17 protein-coding genes are annotated in these 20,641 nt (G+C 49.7%); 16 read left to right on the top strand and 1 reads right to left on the bottom strand.

All coding sequences use genetic code 11. From position 1 onward, the window contains the following. Window position 1: 1 nt before the first annotated feature. From ACTJJS_RS24890 to ACTJJS_RS24820, 15 genes are read left to right on the top strand one after another with little or no spacing between them, the layout of a single operon-like run. Window positions 2-1,345: a UDP-glucose dehydrogenase family protein gene (locus ACTJJS_RS24890; protein WP_440665880.1), complete on the top strand. Its 1,344-nt coding sequence runs from the start codon at window positions 2-4 to the stop codon at window positions 1,343-1,345. 57 nt (window positions 1,346-1,402) lie between these two features. Then, window positions 1,403-2,500, top strand: a complete 1,098-nt coding sequence (gmd, locus tag ACTJJS_RS24885) for a GDP-mannose 4,6-dehydratase (protein ID WP_440665878.1) — start codon at window positions 1,403-1,405, stop codon at window positions 2,498-2,500. A 9-nt stretch (window positions 2,501-2,509) separates the two neighbouring features. Beyond that, on the top strand, window positions 2,510-4,063 hold the full coding sequence (locus ACTJJS_RS24880) for a lipopolysaccharide biosynthesis protein (RefSeq protein WP_440665876.1): 1,554 nt from the start codon (window positions 2,510-2,512) through the stop codon (window positions 4,061-4,063). Between the two features lie 5 nt (window positions 4,064-4,068). Next, complete coding sequence (locus tag ACTJJS_RS24875; RefSeq protein ID WP_343746289.1) at window positions 4,069-5,232, top strand: glycosyltransferase family 4 protein; 1,164 nt, start codon at window positions 4,069-4,071, stop codon at window positions 5,230-5,232. Then, entirely contained in the window at window positions 5,216-6,481 is a 1,266-nt protein-coding gene (locus ACTJJS_RS24870; RefSeq protein ID WP_440665874.1) for a hypothetical protein, read from the top strand. Before ACTJJS_RS24875 ends, ACTJJS_RS24870 begins: the two co-directional genes overlap by 17 nt. 18 nt (window positions 6,482-6,499) lie before the next feature. Beyond that, complete coding sequence (locus ACTJJS_RS24865) at window positions 6,500-7,645, top strand: glycosyltransferase family 4 protein (protein ID WP_440665872.1); 1,146 nt, start codon at window positions 6,500-6,502, stop codon at window positions 7,643-7,645. Window positions 7,646-7,656: 11 nt separating this feature from the next. Continuing rightward, the gene (locus tag ACTJJS_RS24860; RefSeq protein WP_440665870.1) at window positions 7,657-8,583 is read left to right on the top strand and encodes a polysaccharide pyruvyl transferase family protein; all 927 of its coding nucleotides are present in this window, start codon (window positions 7,657-7,659) and stop codon (window positions 8,581-8,583) included. A gap of 2 nt (window positions 8,584-8,585) precedes the next feature. After that, complete coding sequence (locus ACTJJS_RS24855) at window positions 8,586-9,944, top strand: hypothetical protein (RefSeq protein WP_440665868.1); 1,359 nt, start codon at window positions 8,586-8,588, stop codon at window positions 9,942-9,944. Continuing rightward, complete coding sequence (locus ACTJJS_RS24850; protein ID WP_440665867.1) at window positions 9,941-11,017, top strand: glycosyltransferase; 1,077 nt, start codon at window positions 9,941-9,943, stop codon at window positions 11,015-11,017. Before ACTJJS_RS24855 ends, ACTJJS_RS24850 begins: the two co-directional genes overlap by 4 nt. Window positions 11,018-11,027: 10 nt before the next feature. Continuing rightward, entirely contained in the window at window positions 11,028-12,158 is a 1,131-nt protein-coding gene (locus ACTJJS_RS24845) for an XrtY-associated glycosyltransferase XYAG1 (protein WP_440665865.1), read from the top strand. Next, window positions 12,159-13,064 carry a glycosyltransferase family 2 protein gene (locus ACTJJS_RS24840; RefSeq protein WP_440665863.1) on the top strand — a complete coding sequence of 302 codons (906 nt, stop codon included), beginning with the start codon at window positions 12,159-12,161 and terminating at the stop codon, window positions 13,062-13,064. A 6-nt stretch (window positions 13,065-13,070) separates the two neighbouring features. Then, window positions 13,071-13,652: a WcaF family extracellular polysaccharide biosynthesis acetyltransferase gene (locus tag ACTJJS_RS24835; protein WP_440665861.1), complete on the top strand. Its 582-nt coding sequence runs from the start codon at window positions 13,071-13,073 to the stop codon at window positions 13,650-13,652. After that, the gene (locus tag ACTJJS_RS24830; RefSeq protein ID WP_440665859.1) at window positions 13,649-15,082 is read left to right on the top strand and encodes a capsule assembly Wzi family protein; all 1,434 of its coding nucleotides are present in this window, start codon (window positions 13,649-13,651) and stop codon (window positions 15,080-15,082) included. Before ACTJJS_RS24835 ends, ACTJJS_RS24830 begins: the two co-directional genes overlap by 4 nt. Window positions 15,083-15,100: 18 nt before the next feature. After that, window positions 15,101-16,324 carry a WcaI family glycosyltransferase gene (locus tag ACTJJS_RS24825; RefSeq protein ID WP_440665857.1) on the top strand — a complete coding sequence of 408 codons (1,224 nt, stop codon included), beginning with the start codon at window positions 15,101-15,103 and terminating at the stop codon, window positions 16,322-16,324. A gap of 29 nt (window positions 16,325-16,353) precedes the next feature. After that, window positions 16,354-17,739, top strand: a complete 1,386-nt coding sequence (locus ACTJJS_RS24820) for an undecaprenyl-phosphate glucose phosphotransferase (protein WP_440665856.1) — start codon at window positions 16,354-16,356, stop codon at window positions 17,737-17,739. 14 nt (window positions 17,740-17,753) lie between these two features. On the opposite strand, the gene ACTJJS_RS24815 is transcribed toward ACTJJS_RS24820, so the two are convergent. Further along, window positions 17,754-18,638 (bottom strand): helix-turn-helix domain-containing protein, encoded by an 885-nt coding sequence (locus tag ACTJJS_RS24815; RefSeq protein WP_440665854.1) that lies wholly within the window; start codon window positions 18,636-18,638, stop codon window positions 17,754-17,756. Between the two features lie 276 nt (window positions 18,639-18,914). Here ACTJJS_RS24815 and ACTJJS_RS24810 point away from each other — a divergent pair, with 276 nt between their 5' ends. Further along, window positions 18,915-20,564, top strand: a complete 1,650-nt coding sequence (locus ACTJJS_RS24810; RefSeq protein ID WP_440665852.1) for an alpha-L-fucosidase — start codon at window positions 18,915-18,917, stop codon at window positions 20,562-20,564. Window positions 20,565-20,641: the final 77 nt, after the last annotated feature.

Here is a 20,641-nt window from a genome sequence, read left to right as displayed (position 1 = left end):
TATGAAAGTAGTAATCGTTGGTACCGGGTATGTAGGTTTAGTGACCGGGGCCTGCCTGGCAGAAGTAGGAACGGAAGTGGTATGCGTTGACGTAGACGCCGGTAAAATCGTGCGTTTACAAAACAACATGCTGCCTATTTATGAACCCGGTTTACAGGAAATTGTAAAGCGCAACCAGCAGGATGGCCGTTTGTATTTCACTACCGACCTGGCTTCGGCGCTACCAGGGGCAGAAGTGGTGTTTATAGCCGTAGGAACGCCGCCGGGAGAAGACGGCAGTGCTGACCTGCAATATGTATTGCAGGTGGCCGGCCAGATAGGACAGCTCATGGAACATTACCTCGTGATCGTCACCAAAAGCACTGTGCCTGTTGGTACTGCCGTACAGGTAAACAGGGCGGTAAAAGAGAGCCTTGACGCCCGGCAACTGATCCTCGACTATGATGTGGCCTCCAACCCTGAATTCCTGAAGGAAGGCGCTGCAGTAAATGACTTCATGAAACCGGACCGTATAGTCGTTGGTGTTAATACCACCAGGGCGAGGCACACACTGGAGCAGTTATACCGCCCCTTCTTGTTAAACGGACACCCTATCTTATTCATGGACATCGCATCTGCAGAGATGACAAAATACGCTGCCAATGCCATGCTGGCCACGAGGATATCCTATATGAACGATATCGCCAATTTATGCGGGCTGGCAGGAGCTGACATCGACCAGGTAAGAAAAGGTATTGGCAGCGACCCGCGGATAGGCAAACATTTTCTTTATCCCGGTATGGGCTACGGCGGCTCCTGTTTTCCGAAAGATGTAAAAGCACTCATACAAACAGGGCGGGAATATGGCTACCATCTCCGTATCCTGGACGCAGTGGAAGCGGTAAATGAAGATCAGAAAAAAGTATTGTTCCGGAAAATACTCCGCCATTTCGACGGCGACGTCCGCAATAAAAAATTCGCCGTATGGGGATTGTCGTTTAAACCTAATACCGACGACATGCGGGAAGCCCCTTCACTGGTGCTGATAGACAGCCTGCTGGAAGAGGGCGCCATAGTGAGCGTATACGACCCTGTAGCCATGGACGAGGCATCCGCCTGCCTGGGCAATAACGTCACTTTCGCGGAAGACATGTACAGCGCCGCGGAAAACGCAGCGGCCATATTGCTGGTAACGGAATGGAACACGTTCCGGATGCCGGACTGGCAAAGGCTGCGAAAAACCATGCAATCGCCGCTCGTATTTGACGGCCGCAATATCTACGATGACGTGCAACTCATCAAACTTGGATTTACCTATTACGGTATCGGCAAAGCCAATACTACAGTTAATGCGCTGATACAATAAGTCGGCATTAATTCCTGCTGTAACAATTATTTCTATCACCACTAAATTAACGATTGTATGAAAGTAGCCCTGATAACAGGTATTACCGGCCAGGATGGAGCCTACCTGGCAGAATTGCTGCTGGAAAAAGGATACATGGTGCACGGCGTTAAACGTCGCGCTTCCCTGATCAATACGGAGCGCATAGATCATTTATACCAGGATATGCACAGCGAGAATGTACGCTTTCGTCTCCACTATGGTGATATGACAGACAGCACCAACCTGATCCGCATTATCCAGGAAACCCAGCCGGATGAAATTTATAACCTGGCGGCCATGAGCCATGTGAGAGTGAGCTTTGACACACCTGAATACACCGCCAATGCTGACGGTATCGGCACCCTGCGTTTACTGGAAGCGTTACGGATACTGAAATTGGAAAAGAAAACCCGCATATACCAGGCCAGCACTTCCGAGCTGTACGGACTTGTTCAGGAGGTGCCACAACGGGAAACCACTCCCTTCTATCCCCGCAGCCCTTATGCCGTGGCTAAGTTGTATGCCTACTGGATCACGGTTAACTACCGCGAGGCCTATGGCATGTATGCCTGCAATGGCATCCTGTTTAATCACGAAAGTCCGCTCCGGGGTGAAACCTTTGTAACCCGGAAGATCACCAGGGGGGCGGCTGCTATTGCGCTTGGACTGCAGGATAAATTGTACCTGGGCAACCTGGACGCACAGCGGGACTGGGGCCATGCCAAAGATTACGTGGAAGCGATGTGGCGCATCCTGCAACAGGAACAGCCGGACGACTATGTGATCGCCACCGGCATCACCACTACCGTTCGCGAATTTGTTCGCATGGCCTTTGAGGAACTGGGCATCACTGTCACCTTCCAGGGCAGTGGTGTCGGGGAGACAGGCATTGTTACCGCCTGTTCAAATGAAGTATACACGTTGCCGTTAGGGAAAGAAGTGGTGGCTATTGACCCCCGTTATTTCCGCCCTACAGAGGTGGAGCTGCTCATCGGGGACCCCGCCAAATCGAAATCAGTACTGGGCTGGGAGCCGGCCTATGACCTGCCTGCACTGGTCCGGGAGATGATGGCCGGCGACATTGCATTATTTGCAAAGAAAGAAGTTACACAGCTCGAACACTTAATAGGATAAATAAATGCCATGCAGGTAGCAAACAGGGTGATATTAAATACCGGCGCACTTTACGGGCGAATGCTCATTACCATTTTCATTTCATTGTTCGCCACCAGACTGGTGCTGAACATATTGGGCGCGGCCGATTACGGGTTGTTTAACCTGATCAGCGGGGTGATTGCCATGTTGTCATTTCTGAACATTGCTATGACGATCAGCACACAACGTTATATGTCGTTTCACCTCGGTACAAAAGACGGCCACAAATTAAAGCTGGTATTTAACGCCAGCGTATTGCTGCATTTTATACTGGGACTGGCTATGGTGTTGCTGTTTGAAGTGGCGGGCGGCTACCTGTTTGATCAGGTGTTGAATTACCCGGCAGACCGGACCATGGCGGCGAAGCTCATCTTTCAGTTCATGGTTGTCAGCGCATTCTTTACTATCATATCCGTGCCTTATGACGCTACGCTGATAGCGCAGGAGAACATGGTGACGGTGGCCATACTGGGTGTTGTTGAATCCCTGGGAAAACTGGCGATAGCATTAGTCCTGCAATACACCGGTTACGACAAACTGATCGTGTACGGCGGCCTCATGACTTTACTCACAGTATTACTGCTGCTGTTCAAGCAGGTGTATTGCGCCACGAAGTACAAGGAAAGCAGGATCGCTATCCGGCGGTACGCCGACCGGCAATTGCTGAAAGAGATGTTTGCCTACGCAGGATGGAATATGTTTGGCGCCGGCAGTGTGGTTGCCCGTAACCAGGGGTTGGCATTACTGCTGAATGTATTCTTCGGCACCGTCGTAAATGCGGCTTATGGCATTGCCAACCAGGTAAATGCCCAACTGAGTTATTTCTCGGTGACCATGTTAAGGGCATTGAACCCGCAGATCATAAAAAGTGAAGGCAGTGGCGATCGGCCCCGGATGCTTCGCCTGGCCATGATCGCCAGCAAGTTCTCTTTTTTCCTGTTGAGTTTCCTGGCTATTCCCATGATGATAGAAATGCCCTTTGTATTACAATGCTGGTTAAAGCAAGTGCCGGAGTATACTGTGATCATGTGCCGCTTAATTGTTATTGCTACGCTCATCAATCAACTATCTGCCGGGATACAGGTGGCAGTGCAGTCTGTTGGAAAGATAAGGAAATACCAGGTGGTAGTCAGTACAATGGTATTGCTAAACCTTCCCGTTGCCTGGCTGTTGCTCAAAGCCGGCTGGCCGGCTGCCTCAGTACTGGTGAGTGCCATCGTTATAGAGGTGTTGAGCGGGGCTTACAGGATCATGGCGGCCGAAAGAATAGCGGGACTGTCTCCGCTGCTGTATGTAAAACAGGTGGTCGTCCGCGCGGTAGCACCGGTGTTGCTGGCTGCGATACTGGCATACATACCGCAGTGGTGCATGCCCGAGGGATTTATACGGTTGGGGGGGACAACGCTGGTGAGCATACTGGCCATGACCGCCAGCGCGTGGCTGATCGGGCTGACGCAGGAAGAGGTGACCAAAATAGAACAACTATTCAGCCGCGTCTTTTCAAAAATACAGGCAAGGATGCCGGTATTAAAACAGAACTAACGGATATGCACATACTATTTTTTACGGATATTTCGCCCTTCCCGCAGAACGGAGGAGAGAGGATCAGAAGTTATTACCTGATCAAGGCCTTGTCGCAGCTTGGATACGAGGTAATAGCAGTAGTGCGGAACGTGGAAAAAGCAGACCTGAAGTCTTATCATCTTCCTAACGTCACTTATTATACTTATGAAACAAAGGATTTTGACCTGTTGACCCGTATAACCGGTAAACAATATTTCCAGCGGTCACCGGCCATACTGGAAATGTTCAGGAAGATATGCCAGGATTATCCCATCGCTGTGGCTTTCCTCGACTATGGGTTTGTGGGGCACTACATTTCTTTCTTTGAATCGAGGCATATCAGGGTGGTCCTGGGCACGCATAATGCGCAGCCAATGATCACCTGGCAGCTGCCCTCGGCCAATATACTGGACAGGGTCCGTAAGCTGCAGTTGTTCAGCATGGAAAAACTGCACGAGCGCCTGTACTTTAATAAGGCGGCTGCGGTATTGGTAGTGAGCGACGATGACCACGCTTATCATACCCGGTTCCTGCCCGAAAGAAAAGTATTTACAGTGCCCAATTTTCTTGACCAGGCGGATTATCGCCTCTCCGGGAAAAAACAACAACGGGTACTGGTAATGACCGCCAACTTCGGTGTATACATGAATTTTGCCGGCCTTAAATGGTTCATAGAAAATGTTTGGGATGAAGAGCTGGCGGCCCGGTACGACCTGTGGCTGGTGGGCCGGGGATCAAAGGAAGCGCTCAAACGCATCACCGGCAGAGAGGAGTATCAGAATATAGTGGCCTTTGGGAAAGTGGATGATGTGAAGTGGTACATCTCCGTGGCCAGCGCCGTGATCATCCCCCTGATACATGGTAGCGGCACCCGGTTGAAATGCCTGGAAGCCATGGCGCTCAAAACGCCTGTTATCGCTACCAGTAAGGGGGTGGAAGGCGTAAAGAGCAAACACTTCATCGTAGCCGATGAGCCGGCGGCCTTTAAACAGTCACTGCTCAACTTCGATGACACTAAAGACAACGGCGCCCTGCTGCAGCAGGATTTTCAGCGGGAATACAGCCTGGAAGTAAATAAACAACGTTTGCATCAGATTATTAACTACGCCTTGCGCGGAAAAATGCAGGTTTATGGTCAACCGGCTTAAGATAGCACTCTATACGTTACTTAGCGGCGTAAATGTAGCACTGGTAGGGCAGCTGAAGCTGAACGAAATCATGGTGCTGTTGTCGGCGCCGTTTGTATTCGACAGGCGTGATTTCAAAGCCTATCCCATGTTCCGGAAGATCATTGTCGCGCTGGCAGCTTTGTTTATTTGCCAGGCTGTCACAGACCTGTTTGTAGTGAACAGCCCTTCAGAAAATTTTATGCGCGGATGGGCCGCCATTGTTATGTCTATTCTATCATTCCTCTTCCTGTTTAAAACATTTAAAGATGATAAGATTATTTTCTTCTTCCTCTGTATGACCCTGTTGAAAAATATTATATGGACAGATGAAAACGCCGACACAGACATGTCTTACTTCAAGTTCAAGATGGTGCCTATCCTGTCCTATGGCGTGTATATCCTGTCATTCCTGCTGTACCGCAGCGGGCGCTGGAAGACGGTACTGGCCTTGCTCTTGTCATACAGTCTGCTGTGTTTTGCAAGAGATGCGCGTTCCACAGGGATGGTCTTCTTCCTGGGCGCCATTATCATTTACTGCTTCAACAGCGGAATGTACCTGACGCGCGACAGGCTGCTGGTGTTTGGTATAGCGGGGTTGTTATTATTTCAGTTCGCCTATGTGGGTTATGTGAATGCAGTATTGAACCATGAGCTGGGCGGCGAACATGCATCAGAACAAATAGAGCGGCTTGACAATCCATACAATCCCCTGGAATTGCTGATGACAGGCCGTGGAGAAACATTTGCCGCACTGGCCGCGATCAGCGATGCTCCCTTGTTTGGCCATGGCTCCTGGGCAAAAGATGATAATCTGAAATACTACCGCATTCTGTTGCTGTACCAGAATGAGGAAATGAACGAGCAACTGGTCGCGTCTACCGACCACCTGATCCCGAGCCACTCCATTTTGCTGGGCGCCTGGGTGAACTGTGGGCTGGGGGGATTTATTGCTGTGTTGCTGGTGTTTGTCCTTTTACTGAGAATGGGATTCTACCTGATCGGCAATGCCGCAGACACAGCGCTCTACCCGGTGCTGGTATTGATGACCATCGGCGTGATCTGGACTTTCCTGTTTTCACCCTTACAACAGCTGCGGTTTAATATACCGGCCATTGGCGCTATCCTGTTACGGTCTTACTACGAGTGCTTACCGGCGTACAACGGGACGGCCCCTGAAGCGCTGACACACGAAACAACGGGCTTCCTCACTCCGGAAGCAGAAATATAAACGGAAAAAACAACGACTATGAAAGTATGCTTCATTACGCTTGGCGATATTAAGTTCATTGCCACCATGAAACGGGCCATCGGCATGGCAAACCCTCTCCTGGCACTTGGATGGGAGGTGACGATCATTGCACAGGACAGTGAGGAGAACAGGAAGCGTATAGCCATGGAGTGCAGCGATGCAGTGCAGGTGTATTACTATCCCCCGGGCACCGTTGCAGAAGAGGTACGAACGAAAACCGCACTGGTAAATGAAATTGCGCCGGATTACGTGCTGTTTTGCTCATTCAGCTTCCGTAACCGCATCTCGAAAAACAAACTTAAGCACAAGCCAAAGATACTCATCGAACATTCAGAACTACCGTCTGGTATCCCGGACAACAGTGGTCTTCGCAAATATGCTATGCTGGCCCTGGAATACTGGTCAGTATTATATGCCGACGGCTTGCTGTGCGCAAGCAGTTATCTCTGTAAGATTTACAAAAAGAGAGCGGCACAATTACTTCGTAAGCAACTGCCTGTCCTTTATTCTCCCTATGCGTTTAACAATGAAGTGGTGGAGTCGCCACGCATCCGTTACCAGGAGTTAAAAGACACCTATGCCGGAAAAACGCTGCTCATCTACATGGGCACGCTGACCCGTAACTACGGCCTGTTTACCATGCTGCAGGCAATGGAAATGATCAGCAGGGAGCGCCCGGACGTAATCCTGCTGTTGTTGGGCCGTGGGCGCCACCAGGAAGAGGCTAAGGCTTTTGTGAAGGAAAAGGGGCTGACGCAACAGGTACAGTTCCTTGGCTATACGCCGGAAGAGGAACTGAGCTCTTACTTTGCGGCCGCGGATGCATTTATATCTCCGCTGAATGATACCATACAGGACCGGGCCCGCTGCCCCAGTAAGATCTATATGTATATACCCTTTGACAAACCCGTGTTTACCTGCAACGTCGGAGAACCGGCAGAGATATTTGGAAATGACGGGTGCTATTTTGACAACCGGCAACCAGCCTCCCTGGCTGCACTGATCAACCAGCTGGCATCCGGTGGCCTGGAAGTGCGGGGGGCCGATAAGAAGGCGCATAGCTGGGAAAAACGTGCTATTGACTTTACCGAATGGATCAACAGTAACTATACGGCCAAAGTATTAAGTATTGCTAACCTGTAAATGGTACCAGCGTGAACTACGTTTATTATAAAGACCCTAAAGGCAATTTTGGCGATGACCTCAACGGCTGGCTCTGGCCCAAATTGTTTGGCATGGGAAAAGAAAAAGATCCGGATGTATTCCTGGGCATAGGTTCTATCCTGTTTGATGGTTCTCCCTTGTTCCGTGATCTGGCGACGCGGCGTAAAATCGTGTTTGGTACCGGTGTACGGCCTGTTCATAGAATCTTTCCGCTGGACGGCAGTTGGGATATCCGTTTCCTCAGAGGACCGTTGTCTGCATATGCTTTTAATAACCAGTTCCCGTATATCGCTGACGCGGCCTATGCCATCCGTCTTCTTCCGGATTTTAACAGGTTCCTGCATATGCCGAAGAAGTATAAGGTGAGCGTCATCCCGTATTTTAAATCAGTCCCGTTCTTCGACTGGGAAAGTCTCTGTTCCCGGTTGGGCTTCAACTATATTTCACCGCGTTCCGAAAAAGGAGTGGAGCATACGCTGGCGGAAATTGCTGCATCGCAGTATGTTATTGCAGAGGCCATGCACGGCGCTATTCTCGCCGATGCGCTGAGAGTTCCCTGGCACCGGTTCCTGTTGTCCACGCCGCATACGGAAGGCAGCGGTGTTTCGGAGTTCAAATGGATGGACTGGCTGGCTGCTGTTAATCTTTATAACATCAATGCCACCACGGTAAAGCTGTACCGCAAATCATTCCTGCATGAAAAGATAAAGTCGCTCTCCCGTAATCGTATCAGCGCGGAGTTCCTTGTTCCCGGCATGGTAAAATCCGAGCTGATGAAAATGCTGCAGGGCGTAACTGAATTTTATCTGTCGGAAGACGAGGTGGTCAGGCGCATCGATAGCAAAATTTTTGGTCAGGCCGATTTGTTGCGCAGAGAGCGGAGCATGGATACTTCTTTATTTATTACAACACGTTAGTTATGCAAAAGGAATTTGTTTTATCAAGGGGGGAAGGTCATTTCTTTTTTGGGTTCCATGACCTGGTGGCATGGAATTTTGAAGGGAATAAAATTTTGGCCTTGCAGGCGCCCGATATAACGGTGCCGCCGGACCCACGGGTGGCATGCGGCATTGGTTATTTCGATGCGGCACGGCAATTCCGCAGGCTGGGCGATACTTACGCATATAATTATCCTCAGGGGGCGCGGCAGCAATGGATAGCCGAAACAGACAATTTTATTGTGAATGATCGTGTAGAAGACAAATGGGGATCACGCATCTATGATGCAGATACCGGTAAATGTGTATCTACCCTGCAGTTGCCCGCACATGTGATCACCGATAAGGGCATCGCTTTCGGGTTGGATTACGCGCGATTATTCCGGGTAGGCGGATATGGTTATACCGGACTTCCTGATAAACAGGCGCATGTCCATGCGCCTGTGGATTCCGGCATTACAATACATAATATTTATACCGGTGAACAGTCGCTGCTGCTTTCTGTTGCAGCAGCGGCTAATTACCGGATGGACCCTTCGCTGGGACAGCATCATTACATTACTCACCTGCTATTAAATCCATCGCAGAACAGGCTGGCTTTTCTGCACCGTTACAAGCTGAAAGACGGTGGAGAAACCACGCGGCTGATGACCATAGGTACGGACGGTGACGGGCTTACCTGCCTGGCCACCGGGTTTCTCAGCCATTTCGACTGGAAAGACGACAATCATATTGCCATCTGGGGCAGGACCGGCAGCGGTATTGAAAAACTGCGCGGCTCACTGTTGTACAGGATGATGCCGGCTGGTCTGATAGCCAACGGGAAGAAAGTGCTCAAAAAATTATTGTACACCCGCGGGAAAGGCGCTAAGGCCGTGGCGCCTTTTAACTGGCTGTTGCTGGAAGATACAGATAATGCGGTGCCGGCTATGCTGGCAAAGGATATCATCACGGAAGACGGGCATCCGATGTTTTGCCCGGCCGACCGCGACTGGATGATTTGCGATACCTATCCTGACCAGCACGGCATTCGTACGCTTTTCCTTTTCCAGTACAGCACGCAGGAGAAAACCACGTTAGGGACCTACCGCATGATCGATACTAAACCTGATCTGCAACTGGCCGACCGTTTACTCGAAGGTGTAGATGAGGGCGTGCTGAAATCGTTTTCACTGGAACAGATGGCTTTTACCAGAAGTGGGCTGCACTGCGATCTGCATCCCCGCTGGAAGCGGGATGGCAGCCAGGTGGCCTTCGATTCCATTCACGAGGGCAGCCGGCTGATCTATGGATATGATGTGAGCAGTATTATTCATGTAAATAAAAACGTGCTGGTATGATAGCTATTGTACAGCCACTGGTGCCGCATTACAGGGAGCATTTCTTTAACCGCCTGCGCGAGCAGGCGCCGTTTGAACTGTATTGTTACAACGGAGCGGAAGTAATGCAAAAGCAAAACCTGTCGGCCGGCAGTACTTCCGTCAGACCATTGCCTGCCTGGAGCATAGGGCCTTTTGTACTTTATAACCCGTTACGTCTTTTAAAATCAGACTATAAGGTGCTGGTGCTGATGCTCAACTTTGCACATATATCTACCTGGATAATCCTGTTGTTGAAACCTTTCCTCAAACAAAAGGTGGTGCTTTGGGGCCACGGAATTTCCGTGAAGAGGTATGTGCAGGAAGAGCAGCAGCCCAGCCGCCTGCTGAAATGGATGATACAACTGGCAGATGCCACCTGGTTCTATACTGCCAGTGAAATGGCGTTATGGCGACAGGTCATCCCGGCCATGAATGCCGTGTCGCTGAATAATACTATCTCGGAAGTGGAACAGATCATACAACAACCTCTTCCTGACAAGACAGCCTTACGGGAAAAGTATGGTGTTCGCGCCAGGAGAGTGTTGATCTACTGCGCCCGGTTTAATGAAACGGGACGGCGCATTGACCTGCTGTTAAAAGTCATTGCGGAAACCGATCCGGCGGAATATGGCTTTGTCATTATCGGAGCGGGAAAATACAAACCTGACTTCAGCGGTTATCCGCATGTGATCGACTTTGGCGCGGTGTACGACCCGGGGGTGAAGCAGGAGTTGTTTGGCCTGGCAGATCTTTATTTTCAGCCAGGATGGGTTGGACTGTCCGCCGTGGAAGCTATGGCTTATGGTAAGCCGGTATGCACTTTCAAACGTAGCGAAACGATATTGCAATGTGTGGAATACGGCTACATCAAAGACGGTAATAACGGGTTGATCTTTGAGAGTATGGAGCACTGCCTGCATACGCTGCGTACCATTTCCGATGATGAGATCCATACCATGGGGCAGCAGGCCAGGCGCTTTGTAAAAGAGAACCTGACGATGACTGGCATGGTTGACAATGCGTCGCATTCGCTGCATGCAATGATCCAATAATAATCATTTTATGAAGATACTTTTCATTGTTCCTTCCTACAAGCCGGCCTATGTGTACGGCGGACCGGTTGTGGTAATTGCCCGCCTGGCAGAACAACTGACGCAGATGGGACATACCGTTGAGGTCTACACCACCACCGCTAACGGCGGAAAGGAGCTGGAGATACCAGCCAATAGCACTATCATGGTGGATGGCGTAAAGGTGACCTACTTTAAACGGATCACCGGCGACCATACACATGTGTCGCCCGCTTTATGGAAGGCAGTTTGGACTAATGCACGGCTGTTCGATAAAATACATATTCACTCATGGTGGAATTTCCTGGTGATCGGCGCTTCCTTTATATGCAAGTGGAAAAAACTGAAACCATTGCTGTCGCCTCACGGTATGTTCTGCGATTATGTGCTCACTGCCAGGAATAGCCGTAGCAAACAGCTGCTGCATAAGGTGATGGGCAAACAGCTGCTGCGTAACACTTATCTGCATGTCTCCTCTGAAATGGAATGGAAGGAGTGCCAGCAGATAAATAAAGGCTGGGAAGGGGGGCAGGTATTTAACCTTGTGCATCTTCCCGGGGACAGCTATACACGCCATGATAACAACGCTTTCACCATTAGCTTCCTTTCACGCGTGGACCCCAAAAAGGGATTGGACCTCCTGATACGGGCGCTCTCAGGGGTGTCGTTCCCATACCGTTTGCAGATTGCGGGCACGGGCGATGAAAAGTATGTGTTGGAACTGAAGGACCTGGTGGCCCAGTTGGATATGAAGGACAAAGTGGACTGGGTAGGGTGGAAAGGCAATGAGGATAAATTTCATTTCCTTGCTGCCACCGACCTTTTTGCCCTCACCTCCCGTAATGAAAACTTTGCGATCGTGGTCATAGAAGCCTTATATGCCGGCACACCCGTGTTGATCAGCGACCAGGTAGGATTGGCGGGCTACGTGCGGGACCATAACCTGGGTTGGATTACACCGATAGACAATGTAGCGGCCATTACCCGCCAGTTGGAGGAAGCTTACCGCGATAAATTACGGCGGGAGTATATTTCCCGCCATGCGCCCGGGCAGGTCCGCGATGATTTTAATGATGCCAGGCTGGCGTCTTCTTATGTTCAACTGTACGAAAAATGTAATTAGATGGAATTGGCAGTGATAATACTCACCTATAACGAATCATTGCATCTGGCGCGCTGTATACGTAGCCTGAGGCCCATAGTGAGCAGTATTTATGTGGTAGACGCTTTTTCCACTGACGACACAGTGGCCATCGCAGAAAGCTATGGAGCGAAGGTGCTTCAGCGTAAATGGGTCAATTATGCGGACCAGTTTCAATGGGCGTTGGACCATGCGGGCATCACAGCCCCCTGGGTGATGCGCATGGATGCAGATGAATACCTGGAACCAGGACTGGTAAAGGAGATAGCCGCACGTCTGGACAATATGCCGGAAAATATAACGGGAATATACATACGCAGGAAGGTATTGTTTAAGGGAAAATGGATCCGGTACGGCGGCTTTTACCCGCATACGCTCCTGAGAATCTGGCGCAACGGGGTGGGTAGCATTGAGCAACGCTGGATGGACGAACATGTCGTATTGTCTGATGGCAATACCCTGCGGTTCGATGAGCATATTGTGGATGACAACCTGAACTCTATCCACTGGTGGGTAAATAAGCATAACAACTATGCCATCAGGGAAATGGTGGACCTGCTGAATATCCGTTACAGTTTCTGGCAATCGGACGACCGTTTGTTGAAAGCACACGGATCGCAGGCCAAACGCAAACGGTTCCTTAAGGAAAAGGTTTACGCTGCACTATCGCCGGGGATGCGGGCCTCCATGTATTTTCTTTTCCGCTATGTGCTGCGCTGTGGGTTCCTGGACGGCTACAAAGGCTTTTTATTCCATTTTATGCAGGGCTACTGGTATCGTTTGCTCGTAGACGTTAATGTGCAGGAGTTTCAGCAAAAGCTGAAGGGAGGAGAAAGCAAGGAGGATATTATGGCATTACTGAAACAGGATTATAACATTCATATCTGATATTATATGGCAACCAATCTCGCGGCATTTAACACCGGTAATTATTATGCCGGACCGAAATGGAAAGTACTGGCCTGGTACTTCTGCAACTATTATGTGCTTAATAGCGCTTTCCCGTGGCCATATGTGTTGAAACGTGCTTTGCTGAGGCTGTTCGGCGCCAGAATAGGCAAAGGCCTGGTCATAAAAACAAAGGTGCGGATCAAGTACCCGTGGCGATTGACCATTGGTGACCATTGCTGGCTGGGGGAAGGGGTCTGGATCGATAACCTGGCAGATGTGACCCTGGGCGATCACGTATGTATTTCCCAGGGCGCACTGTTGCTGACAGGGAACCACGATTATAAACGGCCGGATTTCCCTTACCGGCTCGGAGATATCCATATCGAAGACGGTGCCTGGATTGGCGCTATGGCTGTAGTATCTGCGGGCGTCACCTGCGGATCGCACAGTGTGCTCACGGTAAACAGCCTGGCTTCAAAAGATCTGCAGCCCTGGCTGATTTATTCCGGAAGCCCCGCCGTAGCAGTGCGTAAGCGGGAAATGGTAACGCATCCTGTCACTTTCCTAAATATGGCGGCCATATGAAAAAAGGTGCCGTTTTGTTATTGTTTATATGCATGTGGGGGCGGCTGCAGGGCCAACATTGGCTCACCGACTCGCTTGAAGTACATGCCGGCGCCATCGGTACGGTGGCGACAAAAGACTATATGCCCTTGTGGCTGGTGTCGAAGCGCTTTGGGACCATCAGTGACCGCAAGGGTGATATGTCGGCGCATGTAGGGTTCTCCGGGCAACAGGTATGGCAGGAGCGTTTTTATCTCAGGCTGGGGCTGGACGTATATAACAACAACCAATTTGGCAGCACTTTTATTGAACAGGGATTTATAAAAGCGGGATATAAGAACTGGGAGATACGCGCCGGGCGGTATGAAGAGATTATCGGGGAAGTAGACCCCTTGCTGAGCAGCGGCTCCCTGGGAGTCAGTGGCAATGCGCTGCCTATCCCAAAGATAGGGTTGGCAGTAACAAAATACACCAATGTGCCCTGGACAAACGGATGGCTACAGTTTAAAGGGCTGATCAGCCATGGCTGGATGGGAAAAGAGCAGTTCATTAAAAACGCCTGGCTGCATGAAAAAAACTTCTATCTCCGCATAGGAAAAAACAAGCTCAAATTATTTGGCGGCATACAGCATTATGCCGTTTGGGGTGGCAGCCGCAAGGACCTTCCGGCCATCACCCGGAACTGGCAAGGGTTTATGGATGTATTGCTCGTGAAAACAAAAGACGACGGCACAGTAGGCGATGCGAATATACAACCCAACCGGCCAGGCGATCATCGTGGTGTCATCGAGGGAGGTATCGACTGGGAGAATGAGCAACTGGCGCTGCACCTCTATCACCAGACGCCGTTTGAATCAGGCCAGGGCATCGATATCCGGAACATCGACCGGTTGCTTGGCATTAGCTATACCAACAAAAAGCCCGGTGGCTGGCTAAGTAAAATAGTGGCAGAGTTTATTTATACCCGGCAGTCGAACGACTTCTACCTGCAACGCCTCAGGGAAAGTTATTATAACAACGGCGTGTACCTGACCGGCTGGGACTATCATGAGCCTATCATTGGAACACCGCTGTTTACAGACAGGTACAGGGCGCAACATTATTTTACCGGTGTAAAACCACTGGACTGGGACCTGCCAAAGGATTCGCTCCGCGGGAAAGGCGGCAACATCATCAATAACCGTATTGTGGGCGGGCATATCGGCTTCCAGTATCGCCTCATGGGGAAATTATCCGGCAAGACGCTGATCACCTATACACAAAACTATGGCACTTATACCAACCCGGCCCTGTTTACGCCTGCAAAGCGGCAATGGTATACCCTGGAGGAGCTGCAATACCAGTTGCCCGGGAAAGGCTTGCTGCTCACAGCATCGCTGGCGGTAGACCAGGGACAGCTGACCAACAATGTAGGGTTTTTACTGGGTGTCCTGTGGAGCTGGAAAATGTAAGATTTAAATATAACGTATATGCGTAAACGAGTATTACTGATAAGCGGGAATTTCTCACCGGAGCCAACCGGCATTGGAAAATACAACGGCGAAATGATCGGCTGGCTGGCGGACAACGGCTGCGACTGTACGGTCATTACCACCTATCCCTACTATCCGCAATGGAAGGTCCAGCCGCCCTATGACCGTATGCGAAACTGGTTTAGCAAAGAAACGGCCGGGAACATCACGGTATACAGGTGCCCGCAGTATGTGCCCGCCAACCCTTCCGGAAAGAAGCGGATGTTGCAGGATGTTTCGTTTGCCGCATCAGCGTTTGTTAAAGTAATGCAACTGGTATTCCGGCGAAAATTCGATATCGTGATCACAGTAGCCCCACCGTTTCACCTGGGCCTGCTGGCTGTATTGTACAGGAAACTACGCGGCGCTGTTTTCGTATACCATGTGCAGGACCTGCAGATAGAAGCCGCAAGGGACCTGGCAATGATCCGGTCTAAACGCCTTATCAACACGATGTTGAAAGTGGAGCAATTCATTTTTCGAAGTGCAGATCATGTCAGCAGTATTGCGGACGGCATGATCCGGAAAATAAGCGATAAAACCGGAAGGGAGGTCCTTTTCTTCCCCAATTGGGTGGATGTGTCCAGGTACCATCCGTTAACCGGTAAGGAAGCCCTGAAAGAAGCATTTGGCTTTGCGGCCACCGATAAGATTGTTTTGTATTCAGGGGCCATAGGCGAGAAGCAGGGGCTGGAATCGTTGCTACATGCGGCCGCAGCATGGCAGCACCAGCCGGATGTCCGGTTCCTTATCTGTGGCTCAGGGCCTTATAAAGCAAGGCTGGAACAAATGGCAGAACAACTGCAACTGAAAAATACCACTTTCTTGCCGTTGCAACCTGCGGGGCAGTTTAATCAGTTCCTGAATATGGCAGATGTGCATCTGGTGATCCAAAAGTCGCATGCCAGTGACCTGGTAATGCCTTCCAAGCTGAGCACCATACTGGCAGTAGGCGGCATCGCCCTGATCACTGCCAACTCCGGCACGGGCTTGCACGAACTGGTGAGCAGGCATAATATCGGGATACTGGTAGATGCCGAAAACCAGGAAGCCTTGCAGGCCGGCATCGGTAAGGCCATATCACAAAACACGGCAGATATTGCCAGAAATGCACGCGATTATGCGGCAGCCCATCTTTCCATTTCAGGTGTAATGGCGCGCTTTAAAGAACAGGTGGCATAGTGCTATTATTGATCAACTATCTCTTTTTTATGTTGAACCGGTACCTTAAGATTTGCAGCGTCCAGTTGATTGCACTGGATTTTATTTCTCTGAATGTCCTTTTTTACCTCATCAGTTTCTGGCTGCGGCGATATGACCGCATGCAGGATATCAACGTGGATATTTTCCTGGCGGCATCCAATCTCTCATGGATGGTGGCGCTGTATACCACAGGCATATATTTTCTGAGCCAGCAATTGTCCTTTGACCGTATCACCCGGAAAACCGCACAGAGCATTCTGCTGTACTTATTGTTGCTGTTGTTGTTCCTTTTCTTCTCCAAACAATTGTATTCCCGCCTGTTTATCCTGATGTACTGCACGGGATTTATCCTGGTAGTGTTAATGGGGCGTTGGACCTTTTACCGGGTTACCAGCCATATCATGCATCGCAGGGGAGTGGAAAAAAAAGTGGTGATACTGGGGTATAACGAGTTGTCGAAAGAACTGGCCGGCAAATTGCTGGAAGATAACAGTAATCTCAAATTTGAAGGCTATTTTGAAGACCAGCATAATGTGCATGAACTCTCTTATTACCCGGTAATCGGCAACCTGGCGGCTTGTGTGCCATATGCACAGGCTAATAATATCCGTGAGATCTATTCTACTTTGTCGCCCGAAAAATTTCCGTACCTGTATACGCTGGCCAGGGAAGCAGAATTAAACCTGATCCATTTCCGCTTTGTCCCGGATTTTAAATTGTTTGTAAACAGGCAGATTTTTGTGGACTACTTCAATAACATCCCCATCATATCGCTGCGGGCCGAGCCGCTGGATGATATTGCCAACCGGATACGCAAGCGCGTATTCGATATTGTATTCAGCAGCCTGGTGATCATCTTTATTTTGAGCTGGCTGATTCCTTTGCTGGCATTGCTGATCAGGCTGGAATCCGCGGGCCCTGTGTTTTTTGTGCAGTACCGTACCGGCCGTAATAACCAGAATTTCCGATGCCTGAAACTACGAAGCATGTATGTAAACAAGGACGCTGATGCTAAACAGGCGACGCGCCATGATAGCCGTTTTACACGTATAGGCCGCATACTCCGGAAAACCAACCTGGATGAGATGCCGCAATTTCTGAATGTCTGGATGGGCCACATGTCAGTTGTAGGGCCACGCCCTCATATGCTGAGGCATACGGAAGAATATTCCCGTATTATACAACAGTATATGGTCCGTCATTTCCTGAAACCCGGAATTACAGGATGGGCCCAGGTGAGCGGCCTGCGTGGCGAAGTCACGGACGAAGCGCACCTGCGCCGGAGAATTGAGCACGACATCTGGTACATGGAAAACTGGTCCATATACCTGGACCTGCGCATTATATTTTTAACGGTCCGGAATACGATCAAAGGAGAGGAAAATGCGTTCTGAATACCTGTTTCAGACTAGCCGGACCCGATAGTGTTCATCTGTTTTTTATATGTTCCCGGTGATATCCCTGTTATTTTTTTGAAGATTTTAGAGAAATAGAAGACGTTGTCAAAACCTGTTTGCGCCGCAATTTCGGTAAAAGTCAGCCGGGTTGTCAGCATCAGGTATTGCGCCCGTTCTATTCTTTTTTCATGTACATATTTGACTGGCCTTTCTCCGGTGTGTTGCTGGAAAAGGCGCGAAAAATAGTCCGTATGCAGGTTCGCTTTTTTCGCCAGGTGTGTTACCGATAAGTCGCGGTTCAGGTTCAGTTGAATATAGCTGATGATATTCAGGATTTTTGCCGGCACCTGTCCGGTGTCCATGTGTTTAAATGTCTCCTGGGTCAGGAACCGCGACACCAGCTGGAGAAGAATGCCATGTGTTTCAGTGAATACCGACAGGCTTTGACGGTTATTCAGTTCCTGGTATTCTTTGTAGAAAACATTTTTTTCGTATACGCTCGGGTCGTCAGAGCGGTTAATGCCCCGGCCCGGGTTTATTTCCAACAGGCGCCTGAAATTCAGTATATCAATGTCGGTGGCTTTTACCTTCATGATGGCCCTGTTATTTTCAAACAGTGAAATGCCGTCTGACGACTCTTCAAAGAACTGGACGAAATATTGACTGAGATAATCAGGGCATATCAGGTTACATAAGGTGAAGCTCGGTATAATATAAAGAAAGCCGGCTTCCAGCCTCACCTGTGCCGAGGCATCCCATATTTCGCCTGTTCCCGCATCAATATAATATATCCTGAAATATGGACTGATCACATTTCTGTAGTTCCACCTGGCGTCCAGCTTCACATAGTCGACGTTCAATAACGTAAATGTCTGTTTTAGCGCTCTTTTAATCATGTGGTACATTTGATTGAACAACCTGGATTGAAGCGTCTCTCAGAAACGCTGTTATTTGTTTTTACAATGGCCATTGTTCTTCCAATGTTAGGATTTTACCATAAAAATAAGCAGTAAATAGTCGGTTTTGTATAAAAGAAAGTCCTATTAAGCCAAATGTTTGGTAAATATTTCGAAGTAAGTTTGATTGATCGATTATTAGTTGTCATCATCATTGAAGGCTGCCTGCAAAAAGTTGACGCCTGCTGGTGGTGATGCCCGGTAAATATAAATTCCATGAAAAGAAGAACGCTGATCAAAGGTTTAGCGACGGGCTTGTCATCCCTGTACTTATCTGATCTTTATGCATACAGCCCGCTGAAATCGCTTTCTATTCCACGTATGGCATCCGGTCCATTCCAACCCAGCTGGGAATCGCTGGCCCAATACCAGGTACCTGACTGGTTCCGTGATGCAAAGTTCGGCATCTGGGCCCACTGGGGACCGCAATGCCAGCCGGAGCGCGGTGACTGGTACGCCCGGGGAATGTACCAGGAAGGGAGCGACCAATATAAATACCATATCCAAAAGTATGGCCACCCGTCAAAATTTGGCTTTAAAGACGTCATCAATGAATGGAAGGCTGAGAACTGGCAACCGGAAGAACTGGTGGCCTTATACAAAAAAGCAGGCGCCAGGTATTTTATGGCCATGGCCAATCACCACGATAATTTTGATTTGTACGACAGTAAATACCACCGGTGGAATGCTACCAGGCTGGGCCCTAAAAAAGATATTATAGGCGGTTGGGCAAAGGCTGCCAAAAAAGAAGGCTTGCCTTTTGGAGTAACGGTACATGCTTCCCATGCATGGACGTGGTATGAGGTGGCGCAGCGTTCCGATAAAAGCGGACCGTATGCCGGCGTGCCCTATGATGGCAAACTGACTAAATCCGATGGCGGTAACAGCTGGTGGCGTGGTTACGATCCCCAGGAATTATATGCGCAAAACCATCCGTTAAGCAAAGACAGTCTGGATAACGGAAGTATGGGGAGGCACTGGGACTGGGGGAATGGTGCCAGCATACCCGATAAGGCCTACTGCGAAAATTTTTTAAACCGGACTGTTGAACTCATTGACAAGTACGGCCCTGAACTCGTTTATTTCGACGACAGTGCGCTGCCGCTTTGGCCGATAAGCGATGCAGGGCTGAAGATAGCAGCACATCTCTACAATACCAGCATCAAAAGACATGGAAAACTGGAAGCCGCTTTGTTCTGTAAGGTGCTGAACGAGCAGCAACGGAAATGTATGATATGGGATATTGAAAGGGGACAAAGCAATGAGATAGAACCGCTGCCCTGGCAAACGGATACTTGTATCGGCGCCTGGCACTATGATCGGCGCTTGTTTGATAACAAGCGCTATAAAAGCGCTAAAACAGTGATACATACCCTGGCAGACGTGGTAAGTAAGAACGGTAACCTGCTGCTGAATATCCCGGTACGTGGCGACGGCTCTATTGACAGTGAAGAGCGTGCCGTCGTTGAACAGATAGCTGCGTGGATGCAGGTCAACAGTGAGGCTATCTACGGTACACGGCCATGGAAAGTATTTGGCGAAGGGCCTGCTATGGAGTCTGCAGTGGCATTGAATGCGCAGGGTTTTAATGAAGGGAAAGGCAAACCATTTATCGCGGAAGATATCCGTTTTACCACGAAGGGTAAAACACTTTATGCGTTTCTGTTAGGATGGCCTGCAAACAATACCGCCCTGGTAAAGACGCTGCGGGCCAGTGACCAGGCTGGAAAAGTGCAGCAGGTGAGCATGCTGGGAGCCGGCGCACTGAAATTTCAACAGACCCCCGGCGGCCTTACCGTGCAATTGCCGGAACAGCCACCCTGCAAAGAGGCATTTGTATTGAAAATTGAGGGGGCTATCGCTTAAGGCATATGCTCCTGTATCTCCTATTGTAACAACGCAGTTGATTGGGGTGGCAGTAGTGTTGCTGTCAGCCCCGGCTT

The sequence above is a fragment of the Chitinophaga sp. 22308 genome (assembly GCF_052045305.1).
GTDB classification, from domain to species: Bacteria; Bacteroidota; Bacteroidia; order Chitinophagales; family Chitinophagaceae; genus Chitinophaga; species Chitinophaga varians_A.
The sequence above is the reverse complement of the archived record's forward strand: the minus strand, read 5'-3'. Positions and strand labels throughout refer to the sequence as shown.

What these genes read in the sequence shown, in the direction of transcription:
- ACTJJS_RS24845 (WP_440665865.1), top strand. Translation starts at nt 11,028, where the DNA reads ATGAAGATACTTTTCATTGTTCCTTCCTACAAGCCGGCCTATGTGTAC.
- ACTJJS_RS24875 (WP_343746289.1), top strand. Translation starts at nt 4,069, where the DNA reads ATGCACATACTATTTTTTACGGATATTTCGCCCTTCCCGCAGAACGGA.
- ACTJJS_RS24815 (WP_440665854.1), bottom strand. Translation starts at nt 18,638, where the DNA reads ATGATTAAAAGAGCGCTAAAACAGACATTTACGTTATTGAACGTCGAC.
- ACTJJS_RS24865 (WP_440665872.1), top strand. Translation starts at nt 6,500, where the DNA reads ATGAAAGTATGCTTCATTACGCTTGGCGATATTAAGTTCATTGCCACC.
- ACTJJS_RS24870 (WP_440665874.1), top strand. Translation starts at nt 5,216, where the DNA reads ATGGTCAACCGGCTTAAGATAGCACTCTATACGTTACTTAGCGGCGTA.
- ACTJJS_RS24825 (WP_440665857.1), top strand. Translation starts at nt 15,101, where the DNA reads ATGCGTAAACGAGTATTACTGATAAGCGGGAATTTCTCACCGGAGCCA.
- ACTJJS_RS24840 (WP_440665863.1), top strand. Translation starts at nt 12,159, where the DNA reads ATGGAATTGGCAGTGATAATACTCACCTATAACGAATCATTGCATCTG.
- ACTJJS_RS24850 (WP_440665867.1), top strand. Translation starts at nt 9,941, where the DNA reads ATGATAGCTATTGTACAGCCACTGGTGCCGCATTACAGGGAGCATTTC.
- ACTJJS_RS24835 (WP_440665861.1), top strand. Translation starts at nt 13,071, where the DNA reads ATGGCAACCAATCTCGCGGCATTTAACACCGGTAATTATTATGCCGGA.
- ACTJJS_RS24820 (WP_440665856.1), top strand. Translation starts at nt 16,354, where the DNA reads ATGTTGAACCGGTACCTTAAGATTTGCAGCGTCCAGTTGATTGCACTG.
- ACTJJS_RS24890 (WP_440665880.1), top strand. Translation starts at nt 2, where the DNA reads ATGAAAGTAGTAATCGTTGGTACCGGGTATGTAGGTTTAGTGACCGGG.
- ACTJJS_RS24855 (WP_440665868.1), top strand. Translation starts at nt 8,586, where the DNA reads ATGCAAAAGGAATTTGTTTTATCAAGGGGGGAAGGTCATTTCTTTTTT.
- ACTJJS_RS24880 (WP_440665876.1), top strand. Translation starts at nt 2,510, where the DNA reads ATGCAGGTAGCAAACAGGGTGATATTAAATACCGGCGCACTTTACGGG.
- ACTJJS_RS24830 (WP_440665859.1), top strand. Translation starts at nt 13,649, where the DNA reads ATGAAAAAAGGTGCCGTTTTGTTATTGTTTATATGCATGTGGGGGCGG.
- gmd (WP_440665878.1), top strand. Translation starts at nt 1,403, where the DNA reads ATGAAAGTAGCCCTGATAACAGGTATTACCGGCCAGGATGGAGCCTAC.
- ACTJJS_RS24810 (WP_440665852.1), top strand. Translation starts at nt 18,915, where the DNA reads ATGAAAAGAAGAACGCTGATCAAAGGTTTAGCGACGGGCTTGTCATCC.